This window comes from Vibrio sp. Of14-4, assembly GCF_022347625.1.
Taxonomy (GTDB): domain Bacteria; phylum Pseudomonadota; class Gammaproteobacteria; order Enterobacterales; family Vibrionaceae; genus Vibrio; species Vibrio pristinus.
This window is the reverse complement of record NZ_JAKRGI010000007.1, coordinates 17,117-39,140: the sequence shown is the minus strand read 5'-3', so window position 1 is coordinate 39,140 and position 22,024 is coordinate 17,117. Positions and strand designations below refer to the sequence as shown.

At 44.1% G+C, this 22,024-nt stretch carries 22 protein-coding genes; 6 read left to right on the top strand and 16 right to left on the bottom strand.

Going from position 1 to position 22,024, the window contains the following annotated elements; genetic code table 11:
- Positions 1–14: 14 nt before the first annotated feature.
- Positions 15–506 (bottom strand): transcription elongation factor GreB, encoded by a 492-nt coding sequence (greB, locus tag MHN79_RS08860; protein WP_239172588.1) that lies wholly within the window; start codon positions 504–506, stop codon positions 15–17.
- Positions 507–686: 180 nt separating this feature from the next.
- Here greB and ompR point away from each other — a divergent pair, with 180 nt between their 5' ends.
- A complete protein-coding gene (gene ompR, locus MHN79_RS08855; protein WP_152429276.1) occupies positions 687–1,406 on the top strand; it encodes a two-component system response regulator OmpR in 720 nt (239 codons plus the stop codon).
- Positions 1,407–1,476: 70 nt separating this feature from the next.
- Complete coding sequence (gene envZ / locus MHN79_RS08850; RefSeq protein ID WP_239172587.1) at positions 1,477–2,790, top strand: two-component system sensor histidine kinase EnvZ; 1,314 nt, start codon at positions 1,477–1,479, stop codon at positions 2,788–2,790.
- 69 nt (positions 2,791–2,859) lie between these two features.
- Here envZ and MHN79_RS08845 read toward each other — a convergent pair whose 3' ends face one another.
- Genes MHN79_RS08845 through gspC form a run of 12 tightly spaced genes read right to left on the bottom strand, consistent with a single transcriptional unit; the run spans position 2,860 to position 14,093 of the window.
- On the bottom strand, positions 2,860–3,624 hold the full coding sequence (locus tag MHN79_RS08845; RefSeq protein ID WP_239172586.1) for a type II secretion system protein N: 765 nt from the start codon (positions 3,622–3,624) through the stop codon (positions 2,860–2,862).
- Positions 3,625–3,630: 6 nt separating this feature from the next.
- Positions 3,631–4,122, bottom strand: coding sequence for a type II secretion system protein M (locus tag MHN79_RS08840; RefSeq protein ID WP_239172585.1), 492 nt, complete (start codon positions 4,120–4,122; stop codon positions 3,631–3,633).
- A gap of 9 nt (positions 4,123–4,131) precedes the next feature.
- On the bottom strand, positions 4,132–5,343 hold the full coding sequence (gspL, locus tag MHN79_RS08835) for a type II secretion system protein GspL (RefSeq protein WP_239172584.1): 1,212 nt from the start codon (positions 5,341–5,343) through the stop codon (positions 4,132–4,134).
- Positions 5,306–6,325, bottom strand: a complete 1,020-nt coding sequence (gspK, locus tag MHN79_RS08830) for a type II secretion system minor pseudopilin GspK (protein ID WP_239172725.1) — start codon at positions 6,323–6,325, stop codon at positions 5,306–5,308. The genes gspL and gspK overlap by 38 nt, the downstream gene beginning before the upstream one ends.
- A complete protein-coding gene (gene gspJ, locus MHN79_RS08825; RefSeq protein WP_239172583.1) occupies positions 6,325–6,972 on the bottom strand; it encodes a type II secretion system minor pseudopilin GspJ in 648 nt (215 codons plus the stop codon). The genes gspK and gspJ overlap by 1 nt, the downstream gene beginning before the upstream one ends.
- The gene (gspI, locus tag MHN79_RS08820; protein ID WP_239172582.1) at positions 6,959–7,312 is read right to left on the bottom strand and encodes a type II secretion system minor pseudopilin GspI; all 354 of its coding nucleotides are present in this window, start codon (positions 7,310–7,312) and stop codon (positions 6,959–6,961) included. The genes gspJ and gspI overlap by 14 nt, the downstream gene beginning before the upstream one ends.
- The gene (gene gspH, locus MHN79_RS08815) at positions 7,302–7,901 is read right to left on the bottom strand and encodes a type II secretion system minor pseudopilin GspH (RefSeq protein ID WP_239172581.1); all 600 of its coding nucleotides are present in this window, start codon (positions 7,899–7,901) and stop codon (positions 7,302–7,304) included. Before gspH ends, gspI begins: the two co-directional genes overlap by 11 nt.
- A 33-nt stretch (positions 7,902–7,934) precedes the next feature.
- A complete protein-coding gene (gene gspG, locus MHN79_RS08810; protein ID WP_152429268.1) occupies positions 7,935–8,378 on the bottom strand; it encodes a type II secretion system major pseudopilin GspG in 444 nt (147 codons plus the stop codon).
- Between the two features lie 53 nt (positions 8,379–8,431).
- Complete coding sequence (gene gspF, locus MHN79_RS08805) at positions 8,432–9,655, bottom strand: type II secretion system inner membrane protein GspF (RefSeq protein WP_152429267.1); 1,224 nt, start codon at positions 9,653–9,655, stop codon at positions 8,432–8,434.
- Entirely contained in the window at positions 9,655–11,139 is a 1,485-nt protein-coding gene (gspE, locus tag MHN79_RS08800) for a type II secretion system ATPase GspE (RefSeq protein WP_239172580.1), read from the bottom strand. The genes gspF and gspE overlap by 1 nt, the downstream gene beginning before the upstream one ends.
- Positions 11,139–13,187 (bottom strand): type II secretion system secretin GspD, encoded by a 2,049-nt coding sequence (gspD, locus tag MHN79_RS08795; protein WP_239172579.1) that lies wholly within the window; start codon positions 13,185–13,187, stop codon positions 11,139–11,141. The genes gspE and gspD overlap by 1 nt, the downstream gene beginning before the upstream one ends.
- Positions 13,188–13,226: 39 nt before the next feature.
- Positions 13,227–14,093 carry a type II secretion system protein GspC gene (gene gspC, locus MHN79_RS08790; RefSeq protein ID WP_114785861.1) on the bottom strand — a complete coding sequence of 289 codons (867 nt, stop codon included), beginning with the start codon at positions 14,091–14,093 and terminating at the stop codon, positions 13,227–13,229.
- A gap of 252 nt (positions 14,094–14,345) precedes the next feature.
- On the opposite strand from gspC, the gene hslR reads away from it, so the two are divergent.
- The 4 genes from hslR to MHN79_RS08770 all read left to right on the top strand — a co-directional run bounded on the left by hslR (position 14,346) and on the right by MHN79_RS08770 (position 19,716).
- Complete coding sequence (gene hslR / locus MHN79_RS08785) at positions 14,346–14,732, top strand: ribosome-associated heat shock protein Hsp15 (protein WP_239172724.1); 387 nt, start codon at positions 14,346–14,348, stop codon at positions 14,730–14,732.
- 53 nt (positions 14,733–14,785) lie between these two features.
- Positions 14,786–15,661: an Hsp33 family molecular chaperone HslO gene (hslO, locus tag MHN79_RS08780; RefSeq protein WP_239172578.1), complete on the top strand. Its 876-nt coding sequence runs from the start codon at positions 14,786–14,788 to the stop codon at positions 15,659–15,661.
- A gap of 337 nt (positions 15,662–15,998) precedes the next feature.
- Complete coding sequence (gene pckA, locus MHN79_RS08775) at positions 15,999–17,627, top strand: phosphoenolpyruvate carboxykinase (ATP) (RefSeq protein ID WP_239172577.1); 1,629 nt, start codon at positions 15,999–16,001, stop codon at positions 17,625–17,627.
- 157 nt (positions 17,628–17,784) lie between these two features.
- Positions 17,785–19,716, top strand: a complete 1,932-nt coding sequence (locus MHN79_RS08770; protein WP_239172576.1) for an AsmA family protein — start codon at positions 17,785–17,787, stop codon at positions 19,714–19,716.
- Here the strand turns inward: MHN79_RS08770 and MHN79_RS08765 are convergent.
- Genes MHN79_RS08765 through MHN79_RS08755 form a run of 3 tightly spaced genes read right to left on the bottom strand, consistent with a single transcriptional unit; the run spans position 19,671 to position 21,984 of the window.
- Positions 19,671–20,609 (bottom strand): bifunctional GNAT family N-acetyltransferase/hotdog fold thioesterase, encoded by a 939-nt coding sequence (locus MHN79_RS08765; protein ID WP_239172575.1) that lies wholly within the window; start codon positions 20,607–20,609, stop codon positions 19,671–19,673. The two genes, MHN79_RS08770 and MHN79_RS08765, sit on opposite strands and share 46 nt — an antisense overlap.
- A 51-nt stretch (positions 20,610–20,660) precedes the next feature.
- Positions 20,661–21,095, bottom strand: coding sequence for a D-aminoacyl-tRNA deacylase (gene dtd, locus MHN79_RS08760; protein ID WP_239172574.1), 435 nt, complete (start codon positions 21,093–21,095; stop codon positions 20,661–20,663).
- On the bottom strand, positions 21,067–21,984 hold the full coding sequence (locus MHN79_RS08755; protein WP_239172573.1) for a virulence factor BrkB family protein: 918 nt from the start codon (positions 21,982–21,984) through the stop codon (positions 21,067–21,069). Before MHN79_RS08755 ends, dtd begins: the two co-directional genes overlap by 29 nt.
- Between the last annotated feature and the right edge of the window lie 40 nt (positions 21,985–22,024).

The following is a 22,024-nucleotide window of genomic DNA, read 5'->3' as shown; positions in this document are numbered from 1 at the left end:
TGCGCGGCGGCATTCTAACTAGGCTCAACATCAGCCTTATAATCAATCTTGTTTACAAACCACTCTTTCTCCCCTTCAGGGGTTCTTACCATCACTTCATCATCGATTTCTTTTTTGATTAGCGCTCTCGCCATAGGTGAATCAATCGAAATATAGTCCTTTGCATCGCCGTAAATTTCATCTGGACCAACAATACGAAATTTTTTCACTTCGCCCATTTGATTTTCTACTTCTACCCATGCTCCAAAAAAAACCTTTCCCTCTTGCTGAGGCGAATAGTCGACCACTTTAACCTGCTCTATACGCTTCCTAAGGTAGCGAACCCGTCGATCAATTTCTCGTAAGCGTTTTTTGTTATATTGGTAATCCGCATTTTCTGAGCGATCGCCCAAACCAGCAGCCCAAGTGACTTTTTTGGTCACTTCTGGACGTTCTTCTTTCCACAAAAAATCAAGTTCATCTTTTAATCGCTGAAAACCTTCACGGGTGATCAAGTTTGTTTTCATTGCTTCAATACTACTCGGTTGATCTTGGCATATACATTAGCTAAAAAGGATCAAAAAGGTAATAATCATTAACAATTCTTTTGACTAATTTTTACTAAAGGGTGTTACATTTTATTCGCAAGGCAAAAGTCCTAGCCCCTCACTCTGAGCACTGGATATACAAATAGGTGGAAGCATTCTATGCAAGAAAAGCACAAAGTTTTGGTTGTTGATGACGATGCGCGTTTGCGTGCACTGTTAGAGCGTTACTTGTCTGAACAAGGGTTTCAAGTGCGCAGTGTTGCCAACAGCGAACAAATGGACCGCCTATTGACCCGTGAAAACTTCCATTTAATGGTGCTGGATCTCATGCTACCAGGAGAGGACGGTTTATCTATCTGCCGACGACTACGCAATGCAAACAGCACTCTTCCGATTTTAATGCTAACTGCCAAAGGCGATGAAATCGATCGCATTGTCGGTTTAGAGGTGGGAGCAGATGACTATCTACCTAAACCCTTTAATCCCCGCGAACTGCTTGCTCGAATCAAGGCCGTATTACGTCGTCAAACGGTTGAACTTCCGGGCGCCCCTAGTGCTGAAGAATCTGTTGTCGAGTTTGGCGAGTTTAGCCTAAACCTCGGCACTCGAGAGATGTTTAAAGGCGAAGAATCTATGCCTCTGACATCAGGGGAGTTCGCCGTTTTAAAGGCACTGGTCACCAACGCCAGAGAGCCCATGTCTCGAGATAAGCTGATGAACATGGCCAGAGGCAGAGAGTATTCAGCGATGGAGCGCTCGATTGACGTACAGATTTCGCGTCTGCGCCGAATGCTTGAGCTCGACCCAAGTAAGCCACGCTACATACAAACTGTCTGGGGACTAGGTTATGTTTTTGTTCCAGATGGCAAAGAGGCATAATAGCTAATCCGCTAAGAATGCGAGCTTATGTCTCGCATTTCTTTTATTCATTGTGACTAAGGTTACTGGCATGCGTATTACTAGCTCATTTACCCAATCAATCTTTATCTTTTTTACCTTACTTATCGCAAGCCAAATTTATTCCTATTACGCTGTATTCAATTACGCCTTGATGCCCAGCTTACAACAATTCAATAAGATTCTCGGTCATGAAATAAGCCTTATGCTTGATGACTCTGCAAATGCTGAGCATCAGCTCCAAATGGACGCACCTTTACGAAGAAGAGTACTTGAGCAGCTTGGGGTCACTATTCATAGTGAAGATAGCCCAATTGCGGCCGAGTATTATCAAGGAATGACCATAGATCTCATGAGTGAAGACATGAGCAAAGAGCTCGGCGCTGGAACCGATGTGCGCATGACGCTCGGAGAGGATAGCTATATACTGTGGATGAAAATTGACTCCCTACCCGGCTCTATTCTCCGTATTCCATTGTCCGAATTACATGAAGAAGACTTTGCGCCATTATTTCGCAATAGCTTGTTAGTGGCTTTACTAATCGTCGCTGGTGGCTGGCTTTTTATCCGCTTACAAAACCGGCCTCTTATAGTACTAGAAAAAGCCGCCAAAGGAGTGGGTAAAGGCAATATCCCTCCTCCTTTACCGGTGAAGGGTGCATCAGAAATTCGCGCCGTTACCCGCGCTTTTAATCAAATGGCCAAAGGCATTCAAGCACTTGAAGAAGACCGAACCTTACTCATGGCTGGCATCAGTCACGATTTGAGAACCCCACTGACACGCATACGTCTCGCAACCGAAATGATGTCACCACAGGATAGTTATCTTGCTGAGGGCATCATTAGTGATACTGAGGAATGCAATCAGATCATCAATCAGTTTATGGATTATCTAAAACCCGTCGATAGAGAAACGTTTGTTGCTATTAATCTAAACGACATCGCCAATGAAGTGAGTTCTGCTGAAGGTGGATATGAAGTAAAAATCGAAACTGAGTATCACAGGCCACTCAAGTTTGCCTATGGAAGCCCGATAGCTATCAAGCGCGCCATTACTAATCTGGTGATCAACGCCATGCGTTATGGCAATGGCTGGGTTAAAGTCAGCACGGGTATCACAGCAGATAATGCACTTGTATGGGTTTGTGTGGAAGACAATGGCACAGGGATCGAGGAAAGTCAGATAGGAAAACTGTTTGAACCCTTTACTCGCGGTGATACAGCCCGTGGAAGCGAGGGAACTGGGCTAGGTCTCGCGATAGTCAAACGCATCGCTAATCAGCACCAAGGAAGCGTCACTATTAATAATCGCAGCAATGGCGGACTTAGAGCGCAAATTAGTTTTCCAACTATCAGGGCTAGCTAGCCCGATCTCGATATTTGCCACAAATACAAGCGCCTATTTATAGCAAATATCTAACTCAAGTTGCTGCCTTTAGTTAAGCTTACCCTGGTAACTAAGCTGATAGCGGCCTTGCCCGTCTGGCGAGGGTAGCCACTTCAATTGCTCCGCAAGAGCTTGAGGGAAATTTTCCCCTGGTTTAAACCATGCCGATGCTTGATAAGTGCGATTTGAGCTAAGTTCAAGATCGCCTGAACTTACAACATCTTGACTGCTTTGCTCCGCTTTCACCTTGATATCACTATTATTACAAGTAAAGTTGGCAATCACTGGACCTAGTTTTAGTTCGTCAAGAGGAGTAACAACTTTGTCTGTATTCCACACCAATGAGCCTATAGCCGATTGACAATATGGCGCAGCATAAACCATAGATTGAATACTCAATTCCACTTTACCGTTGAGCTCAATAGGAATGGGAAGCGGCGGAGCTAGCTCAAGGGCTTTATCAACTGGAAGAGAAGCAACTAACTTATGAGCATAAGGACCAGACATACTCAGGCCGACAGTTCCTCGCCCAGAAATCTGCATATCGCTACCCTGACCAAAGCGTACTTGCGCCTCTGCTTTACCAAGCAGGAGCTTAAGTGGTGATAACGTCCAGTTCAGAGAACCATAGTTACTATCTTGCCACTTAATAGAATCAGCTCGACCATTCCAAAAAGAGCCTATGACCCCGCTTACCATAAGCTGTTGGGGCAAAGGCAGATAATTCAGTGCTATCTGAGCGGGCAGATGTGCGATAGCACTTATTAAAAACACTATAAACAGAGCAAAACTCAGCAGAATAATTTTTTTCACCGCACACTATCCTTTTACAAACTGGAGGCGCTTAATTTCAACAGTTCCTTCTTGCTCACCTTTATCAATATCCATAAAAGTTGCAGACACACCATGACTTTCTTTCAGGAAAGTCATCCAGTCAATCAAACGATTGAACGGCATCGGCTGCACCCACACTTGCAGTTCCTCTCCTCGAGGCTGGACTCTCACAAGTTCCGCACCAAAACGAGAGGCTGTAGAAGAGATAGATTGATTTAAAGGCAAATTGGATGAGGACGCTCCACCATTGGCGCGAAGTTGACTGATACTATCTGCTTTATCTCTAACCCAACTCAAAAGCTGTTTTTCGTTTTGAATGCGCTGCGTCGCGGCATCAGCCCTTTCAATTATAGGCTGTACGATACCCCAATAGAGGATACCCAAAAACAAAAATCCACCGCAAACCATCAACATACGTTGCTCACGTTGGCTGGTCTTCATCCACCAAAGCTGTATTGATGTTAATAACTGCTTCATCTCCACCTCTTACAGACGTCTAAGCACGAAGGTACCGTTGACTAAAGCACCAGACTTACTCAATTGCCCTTGCTCAACCATGAATTTATCTGACATCAGCTCTCGAGCTTTCTCAAAGGTTTGAAAGTCATTACTCTGTGCCTGCAATCGCACCTCACCTCTGGAGCCGTCGTATTTAAAGCTGGTCAATTTGAGTCCCGGTACTTGCTTCATCACTTGAGGCATTTTTATCATCCAATCAAGCACTGATTCACCACCACTACCAGACAAGACTTTTTCCTCACGCTGTAATTCTCGTTTCAAATAGGTGACCGTTGGGATCTTATTCTTGTTGGTTATTTGGCGGAATATACGCTCACTTTCACTACGGTATGCATTGGCTTGAGCTTCTGCATTTCGGATCTGCAGCCAATTGTTCACACCGACCATAACAAGTAGCACACCAGCCGCTATACCCGCTTTTCTCCATACCTTAAGGTGACGACCAAACGAAGATTTAGGTTTAAACTCTCCGGATAGAAGGTTCAACTTGCTCTGTACCGCACCTTCTGCCAGCAGCTGCATGACTAATTTAGGCGAGGCATTTTTCCAGTCTTGATCTTGACCCAAATCTAAATCTGGTAATGGTGAGAATGCTTGTAGCGACAAATAGTCATCACCTTGTTTAACCCATTCAGATTGCACTAGAAGACGAAGCCAAGAGGCCTCTATACTCATGGCTTGATAAGGCCCTTTTTTTACCAGCCACTGCCCATCAACTTCTACTGCTGTTAAGCCCATTTCCTCAGAGACTGGTAAAGCAAGTGCATCAGGTATGACTTTACGCACCACGAAACCTAACTCACGAAAATCAGCAATAATGGCTTCCAACCAACTATGATCCATGCCACACACATTTGCTTTACCATCTTGCTTCGCAAGCACAGTAAAATGTAGCTCATCAACATCCTGAGCAATGTCATCTTCAAGCAGAAATGGCAGCATCGACTCAAGCTGACGATTTGCCCCAGCTGGAATATCAACTTGAGTTAACACTAGGTTGGCAGTAGACACCAATAAAATAAGCTGGCGCCCTTGCGCATAGTGAGTTAGGTCTGATAAATCCTGATGATCCTGCAGCTCTCCGCTCGCTATCACTTCCTTTTGGATTTCAGACCAAACCAGCCACTGAATGACCGCTGTTTTATTTTTGCTCAGCCGAACGATTAGAAACTCGTTCACCAATCCCTCCAAAGCGACGGCGTACTACCGTTGCAGTTTTTTTATCATCACTAAATAACAGGCTGCGAAGTCGCACCCTAGAATTATCCACCAACACCTCAGCATCCATCTCAAAATACTTGCTATCGACACTCAAGTACTTTTTTACTTCTTTTTTGACTTCATCGCCCAAGCTAATCAATACAGCTTGATTCATAAAGTCATCTATCGAGGCCCAACCATCTGGACCTCGATCATCCAGAACTTCTTTCGCTTGTGATGCGCTCAAGTTAGGATAAAACATTGCAACCAGCAAAGCGGCATGATCTACCGATATGGTATTTACATTGAGGCGTAAATCACTGGTGGGCAGTGCGCAAATCATAGAATTAATTTTTTCCATGGTATCGCCACTGACTTCTTTGACCGCTCGAAGCTCACTGTTATCAGCGAGCAAAGTATTAGCGCTTAGATAGGCTGGAGACAAACCCTCATAATAGCTATCTTCAGCGCCTGAAGGTGAATTCACCGAATCGTTACTATCGGTATATTCCCATAAAGATTGAGATATTGTTTCCGCCTGATAGTTTTCTATTTCTAACTCTTCAAGTAGGTTTTGAAATCTAGCCACCAAAAATGGCACTTGAGACGACCCAGCGTTTGTTTCTAGCCCCGCCAATGCATTGATATTAAAGCATGCCTGTGCATCGATTAATTTACCACTAACCGTACCATACTCAAGCGGCAAACTATCAAATTCATTAGCCCAAGGTTGAGATAAGTTAATACTATCTGGGTTATCTTGGTAACTTTGCTCAATACCATATTTTGCTAGAGCTTCAACACTCAAACTGTACCAATAAGCTTGCTGATAGTTGAGCTGATTTTGTGCGCGCTTAAATTGGGTAAATAGCCTATCAGCCATGCTCGCAGCGATACTCACCATAACAGCCAAAACAAGCAAAATGACGATAAGGGCAACACCCTGCTGAGAGCGCCTCATCATGGCGTCTTCTCCTCTGAATTACTTGCTTCACTACCTGCAACCAAATAAATGCGCTCAATCTTGCCATAATCCTTCAGTTGCAGTTCGACAGAGACCGCCTTTGGCAAGGCCTCTTTCTTGGTCCACTCTTTTTTCCAATCAGAGCCTTCCATAAACTTAACTTCGAAAGACTCAACTTTATCGATCAGTGGTAAAGAAATACCTTCTTGACCAGCAGGAGTATCAGCATAGCGCCACCACACTCTCTCGAGCACATCATCTTTTATCCGATAACCGACTTTGCTTATCTCGCCTCGAGGGAATTGCTGCTGTGGATTATGCCAACCTAAACGAGTAAACATGATACCTTTTGCATCAGAGTCCAAAAGGTATTCCTTCCATTGCAGCAACATGCCATTGGTCTCTTCACCATTGGTTCGGGTTTTGCGTGTCGCCATCTGGCGAAAGTCGCCATCCATATAAACAAGAGTTCGCTGCAGCATTTTTAATCTTTCACTGCGTTCTAGTGACAAAGCATTACTGCGTTGTACCTGGTTCAGCACTTGATAGGCACCAATACTTAAACTGGCAAAGATAGCAATGGCTACCAAAACTTCAATAAGTGTAAAACCCGACGGTTTAAGAGGCGTTTTATTTCTGCACATAGCTTCTTACCGTTACTACAGGAGAGCCTTTTTCAGTCGTCGCCACCTTCACATCGAAGGCTTGCAAAATATCACCTTGCGTTGCTACTGGCTCTATCGACCAAAACCACTCTCGACCAGCTAATTCCTCTTTGCCTTTCTTTTTACTCGGCTTGCTCTGTGACAACAAGACTTGCGCCATTTGGTTATCCGCCACCAAGGAAGCGAAAGTTTTTTCTTCAAGGTAACTGAGAGTATTAATGTGCTGGCTTACGGAACGAATTGTCGCGATAGCAGCGGTGGCAAAAATAGCCAAAGCGATTAATACCTCTAATAGTGTCATTCCGCGCTTAGCTTTCATCAAGACTTTCTCCTGGAGCTAAAAGCACTATCTGACCATTCTCTTTAGCAGTCACTTTCCACGCATCCTGCTCTTCATCACCTCGCTGTGGATAGATAGAGACAGTGAATGGCGTTACCTCTCCACTAGAAACAATGAAAATTTGCGGTGGAGGAAGTTTTTTCTTCTCGAACAGGTCCTCATGCAAATCATCATCAAACAAGCCACCAGGCTTAAACAACCTATCATCATCCCATGCACTTCCGCCTAAAGATAAAGCCATGACCACAGAGTCTTCAAGCTTTGTTTCATAAGGGATTTGATCGATGTTAAGCTTTTTCCAACCTTCAGTTTCTAGTGTCATCAGATAGTAAGAAGATTTTTTTTCATCCGCTCTTAAACCATAATCACGGCCACTCAGCATCGCCTCTTCATTGAGCAATAAGAGACGTTGATAGAGTGATTTTGCTTGTATCTTTGACTCGTCCTTAGCACTGGTTGGCAACGTTGAAATTACCGCAACAGATGCCAGCGAAACCAATACTAGGACAAGCAAAATCTCGAGCAATGTAAATCCAGCTCGAAAGCGATTTGAATATCTTTGATGCATAAGAAAAAGAGGGCGGCTTATGCCGCCACTGCCTTATTGAAAGTCTTGAATGTTCCAGTTGCCGATATCGGCATTAATACCTTCACCACCTTCTTGGCCATCCGCTCCCAATGTGAAGATATCAACATTGCCATGATCACCCGGGCTTAAGTATTGATAGTCATTTCCCCATGGGTCTGTTGGCAAACGCTTCACATAGCCCCCCTCACGGTAGTTACGCGGCTCAGGACTGGAAGGCTTTTTAACCAATGCTTCCAAACCTTGGTCGGTAGTTGGATAGACACTGTTATCCAGTTTGTACATATCCAGTGAATTTTCTAGTGCAACAATATCGGTAATGGCCTTCTGTTGGTCCGCTTTTTCTTTATTACCGAGTAAGTTAGGAACAACAAAACTGGCTAGGATACCCAGAATAACTATAACAACCATGACCTCTAACAGGGTGAAACCAGATTGCTTCCTCATTTTTCCTTTCATTAGATTCTCCATATAAAAACTCGTATCAAGACGGGAAAGTCGCCTGACTATGACTAACCACTCATTAAGTTATTCATTTCCAAAATTGGCATCATAGTTGCCATCACAATAAACAGAACCAGCCCAGCCATCAAGGCGATAAGAGCTGGAGTGAAAATACCTAACGCAATATTGACTGTGGATTCAAAGTTCGCATCTTGAGTATCCGCTGCGCGAGTGAGCATACTTTCTAATTCTCCACTTTGCTCACCACTGGCTATCATATGCAGCATCATAGGGGGGAATAACTTAGTTTGTTCGAGAGATTTTCTCAGGCTCGCACCTTCACGAACATTATCTGTGGCACTCAAAACCTGCTGTTTTACATAGTGGTTAGACATTACATCAACTGCGACCTTCATACCTTCAAGAATAGGGATAGCACTTGATGTACAAATAGATAACGTACGCGCAAACCGCGACGTATTTAATCCACGCGAGATCTTGCCGATTAATGGCATATGTACAACTTTACGGTCCCAACTCAAACGTAAATTTGGTTTGCTCAAAGCAAACTTAGACACATAAACCAAGACTACGATAGCAAAGAATATCTGGATTCCCCAATGCTGAATAAAATCACTCGATGCCAAAAGAATCTGAGTCGATTGAGGTAATTCCTGCCCCATTTGTACAAATTGACCAATAATCTTAGGCACCACAGCCGCCAACAAAAAGGCCACAATCCCAATCGCAAAAACAACCAGTACCACAGGGTAAATCATGGCTTGTTGCAGCTTAGAGCGCATTTTTTGGCGATTTTCTGCATAATCAGCTAGGCGCTCTAAAACCGCATCTAAATGACCCGACTTTTCTCCTGCAGACACCATAGAGCGGAATAAGTCATCGAAGATATGGGGAAAGTCGGCCAAACTATCCGAAAGAGTGTAACCCTCCGTCACTTTCGAGCGAACCGCCAAAAGCATGGTTCGGATACGTGGCTTTTCTGATTGCTCAGACACAGCCTTAAGACATTCCTCCAACGGCATACCCGATTGCACCAAAGTAGCGAGCTGACGGGTAATCAAAGCCAAATCAGGGGTGCTAATACCACGTTTGAAGGTAAAACCCGCTTGCTCATTTTGCTTCTTGGCTTTTTGCCGCGTTTCTGTCACTTCAATCGGAATTAGACCCTGCTCTTTAAGGCGAGCACGAACTTGGCGAGCGTTATCACCTTCAATAACACCCTTTTGATTTTTTCCTTTTTTATTTAAAGCTTTGTATTCAAATGCTGCCATTAACCTTCCTTCGTCACTCTCATTACTTCTTCAAGAGAGGTAATGCCATTACGAACCTTGCTTAGACCATCTTGACGAATACTTGGCGTATATTGGCGAATCACTTTTTCAATCGCTTGCTCACCGGCTTCACTATGAATACTCTCTTGTACCTGCTCATCGACAACAAGAAGCTCATGAATACCGGTACGACCTCGATAACCTTTGTTATTGCAGTGTTCACACCCTTTGGGCTTGAACAGAGTTAGCTCATCTTGCTCATTAAGTTCGAACAGCTTTTTCGTCTCTTTATCCGCTTGATAAGGCTCTTTACATTCGGAGCACAAAGTCCGAACCAGACGCTGAGCCAACACACCGAGTAGTGAAGAAGAAATTAGAAATGGCTCGATTCCCATATCTCGCAAACGAGTGATTGCACCAACGGCAGTATTTGTATGCAGGGTCGACATAACCAAGTGGCCAGTCAAAGAGGCTTGAACCGCGATTTGAGCCGTTTCTAAGTCACGTATTTCGCCCACCATAACTACATCAGGATCTTGACGTAATATTGCTCTCAGGCCGCGAGCAAAAGTCATATCAACTTTAGGGTTTACCTGAGTTTGGCCTATCCCATCAATATCAAATTCAATCGGATCTTCAACGGTCAGAATGTTACGCTCATTGCTGTTAAGCTCCTGAAGCCCGGCATACAAAGTGGTCGATTTACCTGAACCTGTCGGGCCAGTAACCAAAATAATGCCATGGGGGCGCTCAATCATAGTACGAAAATTAGCGTGGTTCTCAGGTGTCATTCCTAAACTGTGCAGATCAAGGCGAGTGGCATTTTTATCGAGTAGTCGCATTACCACACGTTCGCCATGTGAAGATGGCATGGTCGACACACGAACATCAACCGCTCGACCGCCAATACGTAGTGAAATACGACCATCTTGAGGAATGCGCTTTTCTGCTATATCCAGTTTGGCCATAACCTTGACCCTAGAAACTAGCAAAGGAGCAAGCTTTCTACTTGGGGACAACACATCACGTAAAACACCATCAATGCGAAAACGAATAGATAGGGCTTTCTCGAAGGTTTCAATATGAATATCCGAAGCACCTTCTTTGATAGCTTCGCCGAGCATGGCGTTAATCAACTTGATAATTGGCGCATCATCGTCAGATTCCAATAAGTCTTCATCTTGTGGCAAGTCCTCTGCCAAGGAGAAAAAGTCATCGTTATCAGCACCGAGATCTTCCATCAACTGACGAGCTTCTGATGAATCGCGTTGATAAGCTTCTGTGAGCTTGGTATCAAAAGATTCTTTCGATACTTCTTGAATTTCAAAACCTTCACCAACAACTCGCTTAACTTCAAGCAGTGCTTCAAAAGCCAAAGGAGCGACATAGTAGAGGGCCAACCCTTGCTCACTCGGCTCCAACACCATTTTAAATCGATTAGCAAAGCTAAAAGGTAAGCGGCGAAATGTGATTACTTCATCCATCACTGGGCTTCCATCTGATCCAAGAAGGCCTGTATTTCTGCAGGATGGCGAATGTCATCTCCAAACTTAGGCAATACTGGTACTGGAACATCATCCATCAGCTTGATACCTTCCTCTGCTTTATACAGCTGCTCTGCACGAATAAAGTTGTATTTACGCTGCGTGATACCATCCGCTGTTAAGCCATCACGCATGATAGTCGGCTTAATAAAGACCATCAGATTCCTTTTCGTCTTTTGCGAACTGGTGGATTTAAATAATCGGCCCAAGTAAGGAATGTCACCCAAAAGCGGGACTTTAGACTCACTCTCTGTAGTTTGCTCATCGATAAGACCGCCGAGTACTATCATCTGGCCATCTTCTACCATAACCGTGGTATTGAGCTGACGCTTGGCAAAACTCACATCCACCGCGGCGTTAGTCGTTGCTGGCAGCACATTGGACACTTCTTGGGTAATAGTCAATTGGACTGACGTCCCTTCATTGATTTGCGGCGTAACCGTCAGTTGAACGCCAACGTCTTTACGCTCAACCGTTTGGAATGGGTTGTCGTTGTTTGAGCCCGTCTGCGAACCTGTTATTACCGGAACCTCCTCGCCGACGATAAATTTTGCTTCTTCGTTATCAACCACAGTAATACTTGGTGAAGATAGGATATTAGATTGAGTATCGCTTGAGACGGCACTGATCAAAGCTGTCCAATCACCCATTACAACACTCAGTGCCGCTCCATTAACGCCGCCCAATGCTGAGGCTAAAGTGGAGTAGTCACCACTTTCTGTTGTAATTTGTTCAACATAACCAGCATCATTGGCCGAATCATTGTCAGGGTCATACGTTAAGTTTGAGTTTTCTTTGTCCTTGGCTTCTTCAAGCCCCACCATCACTTGACCAATCTGTGCTCCCGAATTTGGATACTGAATCACAGCGCCAGTTTCCAGCGAGCCCCATTGCACACCTAGGTTAATCCCGTCACCCTCTGACATTTCTACAATTAAGGCCTCGATTAACACTTGTGCTCGGCGAATATCAATCTGAGATACCACATCAAGCAGAGAGTTCATGATATCAGGTGGCGCGGTCAAGACTAACGCATTAGTCCCTTCATGGGCTGAGATCATCACCTCATTACGCTTGGAAGTTTTTGCCCCTTTAGTGCCCGTTGATTTTTCCTCCTGAAGGTTTTCTGATACCCCTTTCAACACATCGACCAAATCTTCTGCTTTAGCATACTTGAGGTAGACAACACGGTTGTTGCCCTTAGTTGCCATTTCAATATCAAGCTGCTTAATAAGCTTGCGTAACCTCTGACGAACCTGAGGATCTCCAGAGATTAGAATAGAGTTGGTACGATCGTCTGCAACCAATTTAGGCTGAAGGAAGGCTGGAGTGCTTTTGTTATCTGTCGTCTTATTCAAAGCTTCAACGATACGAACCATTTCCGCAGCCGAGGCGTTGTCAAGCTCAACCACTTCAATTTCTTTATCGCCTGCTTGGTCTACTCGTTTGATGATATCGGCTAATCGGTTAACTACTGCGGCGCGACCTGTGATAAGAATTATGTTGGCAGGGTCATAGTGAACCACATTACCAGCTCCAGCATTGTCGTTAAGCTGACGCAACAAAGGAGATAACTCCCTAACCGACACATTGCGTACAGCCACCACACGGGTCACAACAGCATCACCGCCAATAGCGCCATCACCAACGACTGGAATCGCAGAAGTTTTCGCATCTTTTGACTTGATAACTTTAATAACACCGTTATCCATTTCAACGACCGCGTATCCATAGACTTCCAGAACGTTAAGAAAGAAGCTGTAATATTGCTTTTCCGTCAGCATGTCATAACTGCGAACATCTATTTTGCCACGCACTGAAGGGTCAACAATGATAGTTTTTTCTAGGTTACGGCCAACAATATTAATAAATTCTTGAATATCTGTGCCTTTAAAGCTCGCACTGTATTCATTCGCCACTACCGCAGCGGGAAACGTCAATAAGCTTCCTGCTAAAAGCCAAGCGCTTTTTTTAAGCCAATGGTTCACCTTCTACTCCTCGGAATGATGTATGCGTTTGCATCATTATTATAATTCAATATAAATTTCAAAAGATTGGCCATCCCTTTCCACCGTCAGATTGAGCTCTGTAAGCGAAGACATGTTTTTAAAAATCTCACCCATCGCAGCAGGGTTACTCAGACTTTGGCCGTTAATCTGCGTTGCGACATCCCCAGGTTTTAGACCAACCGATTCAAACAATTCTTTATCTCTGCCTGGGGACAGACGATACCCTATGACTTCACCATCCCTTTTCATTTGAGACATGCGAACATATTGGAAAATTTGTTTGGGGTCTTTACGGATGGCCGTACGAATTTCATCTAACTTATCAGCCGATACCTCTGCCTTGACTGATTTGGATTTCGGCTGAGGTTGAGGATCTTTAGTATATTTTAACCCTTCCAACATGACTGTTTCATTGCGGCCTGAGTTATCCACTATAATGCGGTCATAGAGTACTTCAACGACTGTCGCTCTTGTACCTTCAAGTGTTTCACCAATACCATAGGTGGCTTGTTGGCCTCTATTGGACACTACCGCTAAGTTTTTTCCTTCTTCACTACTGGTTACAACACCAACGAGAACAACGCTCAAACGACTTTTAGGTGCCTCAGTGACCACTTTTTTCTTCACTGCAGGAGCATTCGCCTGATAGCGACCAAATAAATGGCTATTTTGTAGATCAGCAATATTTAAGCCTGCTCCTTTCTCAACATTATTCGAAAAAGTAGAAGGCTTCCAAGCCGTCACTGACTGAGATTCCAGCGGCTGCCAAATTAGAGCGCCAGCAACCCATGCACTCATTGCTAGCAATATGACGGTCGTCACTGCACTTAAGCGATCCTGATTTTTCACAAAAGTGTCCAGTTGAATTACACCACGAATATTCACTCACAATCCTTTCGATAACCAGCTGACAAAGCTATGCTAGGTATTTGTTACTTAGCAAGTATTTTTACATTAACGTTTTCGTTTGAACTGAGCATTCTACCAAAATATTCAACCACCAACACTGTAATCGAACTGATTAACACACAAAGGTGCAGAATTTTGTCATGTACCTTGAAAAATGAGCGCTGTGTCACCATTGTTAGTCAAATAATTTGGCACAAGATTGATATCAGTCAGAGGTTAGTATCCACTATGGTTACAGAAATTGAAGCAGTGAGGCTCGATAAGTGGCTCTGGGCTGCTCGCTTTTATAAAACACGCTCCATTGCTCGCAATATGGTCGATGGCGGGAAAGTCCATTACAATGGTCAACGCAGCAAACCGAGTAAAACAGTCGAGCTAGGAGCCATCATTACACTTCGCCAGGGCCATGAGGAAAAAACCGTGGTGATAGAAAAGATTTCTGACCAAAGGCGTGGAGCACCAGAAGCACAAACTCTCTACAGTGAAACTGAAAGCAGTATTGCTAAGCGTGAAGAGAATGCAACGCAGCGAAAGCTTCATGCTCACAACCCCAGCCCCGATCGCCGCCCAGACAAAAAGCAGCGACGCGATATAATTAAATTTAAACACCAATAAATATCAGCCTGCATGCCGCTGATATATGTACCATACGTACGAGGAAATACTTAATGGCACACAATGTTTTAAACCGTTATCTCTTTGAAGACCTTTCAGTACGTGGCGAGTTGGTACAATTGAGTGATGAATACCAACGGATTATCTCCAGTAAGGAATATCCCACACCTCTGAAAACACTCTTAGGTGAGCTATTAGTCTCTGCCACATTGTTAACCGCCACACTAAAGTTCGAAGGTTCTATTACCATGCAGTTGCAAGGTGATGGTCCTGTGTCCCTAGCCGTAATTAATGGCGACAATGACCAAAAAGTTCGTGGCGTAGCGCGTTGGGAAGGCGACATAAAAGACGATGCAACTATTCACGATATGATGGGCAAAGGCTATTTGGTTATCACTATTGAGCCGAAAAACGCTGAGCGCTATCAAGGTATTGTTGCTCTTGAAGGCGACAGCTTAGCAGAAACTCTAGAGGGATACTTTGCCAATTCAGAGCAGCTTAAAACTCGTCTTTGGATACGAACTGGCGAACACCAATGTAAACCACAAGCTGCTGGCATGCTGATACAAATCATGCCTGACGGCAAAGGGAGTCCAGAAGACTTTGAGCATCTTGAACAGCTAACAGACACAGTAAAAGATGATGAGTTGTTCTCTCTTGAGGCGAATGAGCTTTTGTATCGTTTGTATAACCAAGAGAAAGTGCGCGTCTTTGAACCTCAACCTGTGGTTTTCCACTGTGGCTGCTCGAGAGAGAAAAGTGGCGCGGCCATAGTGACGCTAGAACGCAAGGAAGTGAACGACATCTTGGCTGAAGTAGGCTCAATTTCTTTGCATTGCGATTACTGTGGTACAAGCTACTCCTTCGATCAAACTCAAGTTTCAGAGCTGTTCAAACAAGCTAGTTCAGGTGACAACACACTTCATTAATTCACCACGTACAAAAAGACTGTAATTCCCTTATCAAAAGACCAGAAAAAATCTGGTCTTTTGCGATCTAAGTCACCAAATAAACAAGATTACTGTAATAAAACAACCTCTTAATTTTTGTATATTAATAATTAATTTATCTCTAGCGCAATCCTTTGCGTACGCGATACACTGTCGCAGCTATTGTGTGATGAGTCGCTGAAAACCGAATGGCTAACATGGATTCTTTTTGAACTGCATCCCTGTTTTGCCCAGCACCCGTTGTTAGCATGGTGAGCAGATAACCACTAAAACATTATTAGAACATCCCTACGATATATTCCTACAAGGAGCACCTATGACCGTTATGGAGCATGCACAGGCTGCAACAATTGATCTTACCAAACATGGGCTTCACAACGTAAAAGAGGTTGTTCGCAACCCAAGTTACGAAATGCTGTTCGAAGAAGAAACTCGCGCCGACCTACAAGGTTATGAAAAGGGCGTGGTAACAGAACTAGGTGCCGTGGCTGTGGACACTGGTATTTTTACTGGGCGCTCACCGAAAGATAAGTACATAGTAAAAGACGCAACGACAGAAGAGCACATGTGGTGGACTTCTGACGCGGTAAAAAATGACAACAAACCAATCACACAGCAAGTTTGGAATGACCTAAAAGGCGAGGTTACCAGCCAACTTTCAGGTAAACGTGTTTTTGTGGTTGATGGCTATTGCGGGGCCAATCCAGATACTCGCCTGAGCATCCGCGTGATTACTGAAGTCGCGTGGCAAGCACACTTTGTCAAAAACATGTTCATTCGCCCTAGCGAAGAAGAATTGAAAACATTTGAGCCCGACTTCGTAGTCATGAACGGTGCTAAATGTACTAACACAAAATGGCAAGAACACGGTCTGAATTCAGAAAACTTTACTGTATTTAACCTAACTGAGCGTATGCAGCTTATCGGTGGTACATGGTACGGTGGCGAGATGAAGAAAGGTATGTTCGCCATGATGAACTACTTCTTACCCTTGCAAGATATTGCCTCCATGCACTGCTCTGCCAACATGGGTAAAGATGGCGATGTGGCAGTATTCTTTGGTCTCTCAGGAACAGGTAAGACAACCCTATCAACCGATCCTAAGCGCGCACTCATTGGTGATGACGAACATGGCTGGGATGATGACGGCGTATTCAACTTTGAAGGTGGCTGCTATGCCAAAACCATTAAGCTATCTAAAGAAGCTGAACCTGATATATACAATGCAATCCGACGCGATGCATTGCTAGAAAACGTCACTGTGCTTAGCGATGGTTCTATCGATTTTGATGATGGATCTAAAACTGAAAACACTCGTGTATCTTACCCGATCGAGCACATAGAGAATATCGTCAAGCCTGTATCTAAGGGGGGGCATGCCAATAAGGTGATCTTCCTGTCAGCCGATGCATTTGGGGTATTACCACCAGTATCTAAGCTAACACCAGAACAAACAAAGTACCATTTCCTCTCAGGCTTTACGGCAAAACTTGCTGGTACCGAACGTGGAATTACTGAGCCAACACCAACTTTCTCAGCGTGTTTTGGCGCAGCTTTCCTAACCCTACATCCAACCAAATATGCTGAAGTACTGGTTAAACGTATGGAAGCGGCAGGCGCAGAAGCATATCTCGTCAATACGGGTTGGAATGGTAGTGGTAAACGAATCTCTATTCAGGATACTCGCGGAATTATAGATGCTATTCTAGATGGCTCAATTGAAAACGCAGACACTAAGCATATTCCTATCTTCAACTTGGAGGTCCCAACCGCGTTGCATGATGTCGATTCTGGCATATTGGATCCTCGCGACACGTATGCAGAGCCTCAAGAGTGGGAAAATAAAGCCAAAGATCTTGCTCAGCGCTTTATCAACAACTTTGCTAAATATACAGACAATGATGAAGGTAAATCTTTAGTCGCGGCTGGCCCTCAGCTCGACTAACGCAGCTTAAGCTTTAGTTACCTCGATATTATTTCAAGTAACAAAGCAAGCAAATCGGTAAATTTAGATGTTAAGCCCCTAGTTAAAGGGGCTTTTTGTTGCCTGAAAAAGAAAAATGTTCCAAGCTAGCTGCAGTCTGAACTGGGAGAAGGTTGGAATGTTAAAAAAAGTCTTCGTCATCACCTCTGTTATCATAGTTTGTGTAAGCAGCTTGTTGATAGTCTCACTGTTTTTTCTGCTCCAATCGCCTTATTCAGGGAAAATTGTCAATGCCATTCTGGACCAATTTTCACCTTATACGATAAAAGTGCAGCAGGCAGCATACTCGCCACCCTACCAATTGACTCTAACAGACGTTGATATAACCGATGGCAACCAAGATTTACACATTCCCAAACTCTCGCTTTGGGCATCCTCATCACTTTGGAAAGATAATAAACTGTCTTTTGATTCGATTTTGATCGAAGAGGCAAATTTAACACTAAGCGCGCTCAATTCGCCGCTATTACACTCATTTAAGATACAACAGCTGGCTCTTCAGCACGTTGATATTCAAGCGCCTAATTGGTCAGCGCGGGACGTTAATCTGCAAATACAAAAGCCAGAGTGGCTCTCGCCAAAGCAGACGGCTCCGTATGGCAAAGTTCAATTATCAGCCCAACAGTTGTATGTGGATGGCGAAGCTCTGGATAAGTTGCTGATTGACGCGCAATATCAAGCGCAAGATAGCACCATCTATGGAGCTTCCTTTAAGTGGCGTGGTGCCGATGTTTCAGGTCAAGCGGAGCAATACCCGCAAGGCTGGTCACTGATTAACGTTACCGTCAATAAACTCAAGCTTTCCAAAGCTTTAGCCGTCGAGAAATTGTTTAATGGCTTTCAAGACTTAGCATTGCCTGTCTATCACATCAACAGTTTGGATATTCTCAACAGTGACATTAGTTATGGAAACTGGAATCTCAATCAAATTGATGCTTCGCTAGAAAACTTTTTCACCAATCAAGCCTTAAAGCAGCAAGAACAAGCAAGCCTGTCATTCAACGCTGAAAGCATAGATTATGAACAGCTGCGTCTTATTAGCCCGACCGCTAGGCTCAATATGTCTAACTCGGCTATTTCTTTGGATGAGTTCGACGCAGACTTCAAGCAAGGTCGAATTCAAATGAGTGGTTCTTTAACTCAAAAGCAAGTCAACCTCAACTGGCTCAAAGTCTCAGGTGTTAAGTGGTTAGAGGATACAAACCAATTAGTTGTGATTTTGGACAAAGCCTCAAGCTTTCTCGATACTCTTACAATCAAAACACTAGAGGTTAAAAACTCTCAATTGATTCAAGTTGAGCAGCGCCCTTACTGGCAAGTTTCAGGCATTAATATTGAAGGCAAGGATTTGCAGTTAATCCAAAACGGCAAACCTAGCTTGTACTCTGGCAGTGTAGAGGCAAGTGCCAACAATGCCAGTTTAGATAATTTACTGACCACACAAGCTATTGTTAAACTCACTGCTAAAAATGAAAACATCAGTATTGATCGAGCCTTCTTACCATTAGCCAGAGGATACATAGAAGCCAGCGGCCAGTGGCAAAGACAAGAGCTAAGTGCTCCTTGGCAACTATCATTAAATATCGATGGATTTCCTATCGATTTACCCTTACTTCAAGAAAAATTACCCTTTCAAGTCATAGGAATAGCTGAAGCAGACATTAGCCTTGAAGGCCTCTCGGGAGATTATCCAATCTTTGCTCATAGCCTAACAGGCTCTGCTAACTTACACCTACATCAAGCTTCCCTGAGAGTGCAAAGTGATGATAAAACAACGTATCAGAGAGAATGGCCTCTCAACACCATAAAAATAGCGATAGACAGAGGCCGCATGCAAATCTCAGCTAAAGGGGAAAAGGCGCAACTCGCAGGTAACATCGATCTTGCTAAATACCAGTTCGGCACCTTAATTTTTACCAGCGAAGCTGAGTGTAAAAGGCTTTGGTCTGATATTTTAAGTCAGACCAATATAGTGCAAGAAGTCTGTTCACCTGAAAGTAATCGTCAAGCCGTATCGTCAGTAGAGGGAGCTCCAAGCACTGATTTATAATCTGGAAGAAGCATGTAAGTGCCCACAAACTCGACGGCTGGTACGTCACCACTATAGATAGTAACGTAAATAATAATTCGAGCTTTACGGCCAGAAGCTAGACGATCCAAGTCGCCACTGATCCCATCAAGAGAAGTCGACGCAACAGGGTTTTGGGTCACTGGATGCCTGTAGCGAATTTGGCTGTCAGCGAGAACAATATCACCACTTAGACCACGCTCTTTCATCAACATCCAGGTCATACCCCAACCCGTTAACGTCGCTAGAGTAAAAGCAGAGCCCGCAAACATGGTGTTATGTGGGTTTAAGTTAGGGTTTAACTGCGAACCACATTCAAATTGATACCCCGTATATTGGTTGATCTTAATTCCCATTTTATCGCTGATGGGGATCTGATGTTCCCAGCGCTCTTGCAACTCTTTACACCAATCAGGACGGCGCAATACATTGGCCAGAGGATCTAGTTGTTTAACCATTTGCTGATGGCGAATAGGACCACGCTCATCAGTAAGCTCGCCACGTCGCTCAAAACCATTCTTTTCATAAAAAGAAATCGCATCCTCGCGAGCATTGCAAACCAAACGCTTAGCGCCTTCTTGGCGAGCTAATGACTCCAAAGCCACCAATACCAGAGAGCCAACGCCTTTACTACGGCGAGTATTTTTGACCGCCATGTAACGTATCTGCCCTTCACTATCAGGCGTAATGTAAAGGCGCCCTACAGCCATTGGCCTTCCCCTACCATCGACAATCATACGATGATGGCTCATGGGGTCATATTCATCTCGCTCAGAGCCAATTGGCATACGCCACGGCTCACGAAGCATCTGCCAGCGAAAGTGATAATACTTGTTGAGTTGATTATCCGTTTGTGGGGTGATCAGCTTAAACATAAAAATCCCTGTTTTTGGCTACGTACAGCCATCAGCTTTTACATCTTAATTTTATACCTGTAACCAGAAAGTCACTGGCCCATCATTAACCAATGAAACCTTCATATCTGCTGCAAACTGCCCACGCTCGGTTGGTATCAATTCAGCACACTGGTTAGCAAAGTAGTCATAAAGGCGCTCAGCGTCAACTGGATGAGCACCGCGTGAAAAGCCAGCTCGCGTGCCTTTATTGGTATCTGCTGGTAAGGTAAATTGAGAAACCACCAGCACTTGACCGTCAACCTGTTTAACATTGAGGTTCATCTTACCTTCGTCATCGCTAAACACACGATAAGACGTTACCCGCTCCACTAAACGCTTTGCTTTTGCTTCATCATCACCTTTCTCAACACCTAACAGCACCAATAATCCATGATTTATTTCACCAATAACTTCACCATTGACTCGTACAGCGGCCTCACTCACTCTCTGGATCAGTGCTATCACTACGCTTTCCTTCTTTCTGCTGACCATTATCTGAGGCCAAGTGTACCACTTCTTGAGGCTCGCTCCACTGATCACGCTCACCCAATGCAGCCGTCACCTCTGCGCCAATCAAAACAATCAACCAACATAAATACACCCAGACAAACAAAATTGGGATGGCCGCTAAGGCGCCGTATATAAGTTGATACGAAGGAAACTGAGTGATGTATGCAGCGAAACCTTTTTTACTTGCCTCAAACAATAAAGCAGCAACAATAGCACCAATAAATGCATGTGATATATGAACTTTTTTGTTAGGAACTAGAATGTACAGCCCCATAAAGGCAAAAAATGACAATAAAAAGGGCAGCCAGCGTAATATCAGCTCATAAATCCCTGAGATAGCCTCACTATCGAGTATCTTTAAAGAGGTAACATAGGAAGTGGCTGCAATGCTTGCACCAACTAAAATTGGCCCCAGTGTCAGCACCATCCAATACATAGAAAAGGAAAACACTTTGCGGCGCTTGTGCTCAACTCGCCAAATGTAGTTAAGATTCTTGTCAATGTTAGAAATCAGCATCAAAGCCGCAACAAACAAAAACAAACCGCCAACCGCCGTCATCTTACCTGTATTAGCCACAAATTCGAGTAGAGCTTGCTTGACCGCATCCCCAGCAGCAGGGACGAAGTGAGTAATCACAAAGTCTTGAATAACATCTCCGGCATTAGCGAAAATCGCAAACGAAGATAACACCGACAAAAGCACAGTCAGCATAGGAACAATGGAAAGTAAGGTGATGTAAGCTAGATAACCAGCATTAACATTGATTCTATCATGATGCATTCTTGCGAGTAGGTATCGTCCAAATCTCACGCCATGTTTGCTAATCTGCTCAATGTTTGACATCAAATCCCCCAATCAGAATAAAACTAAGGCCTGCCTACCT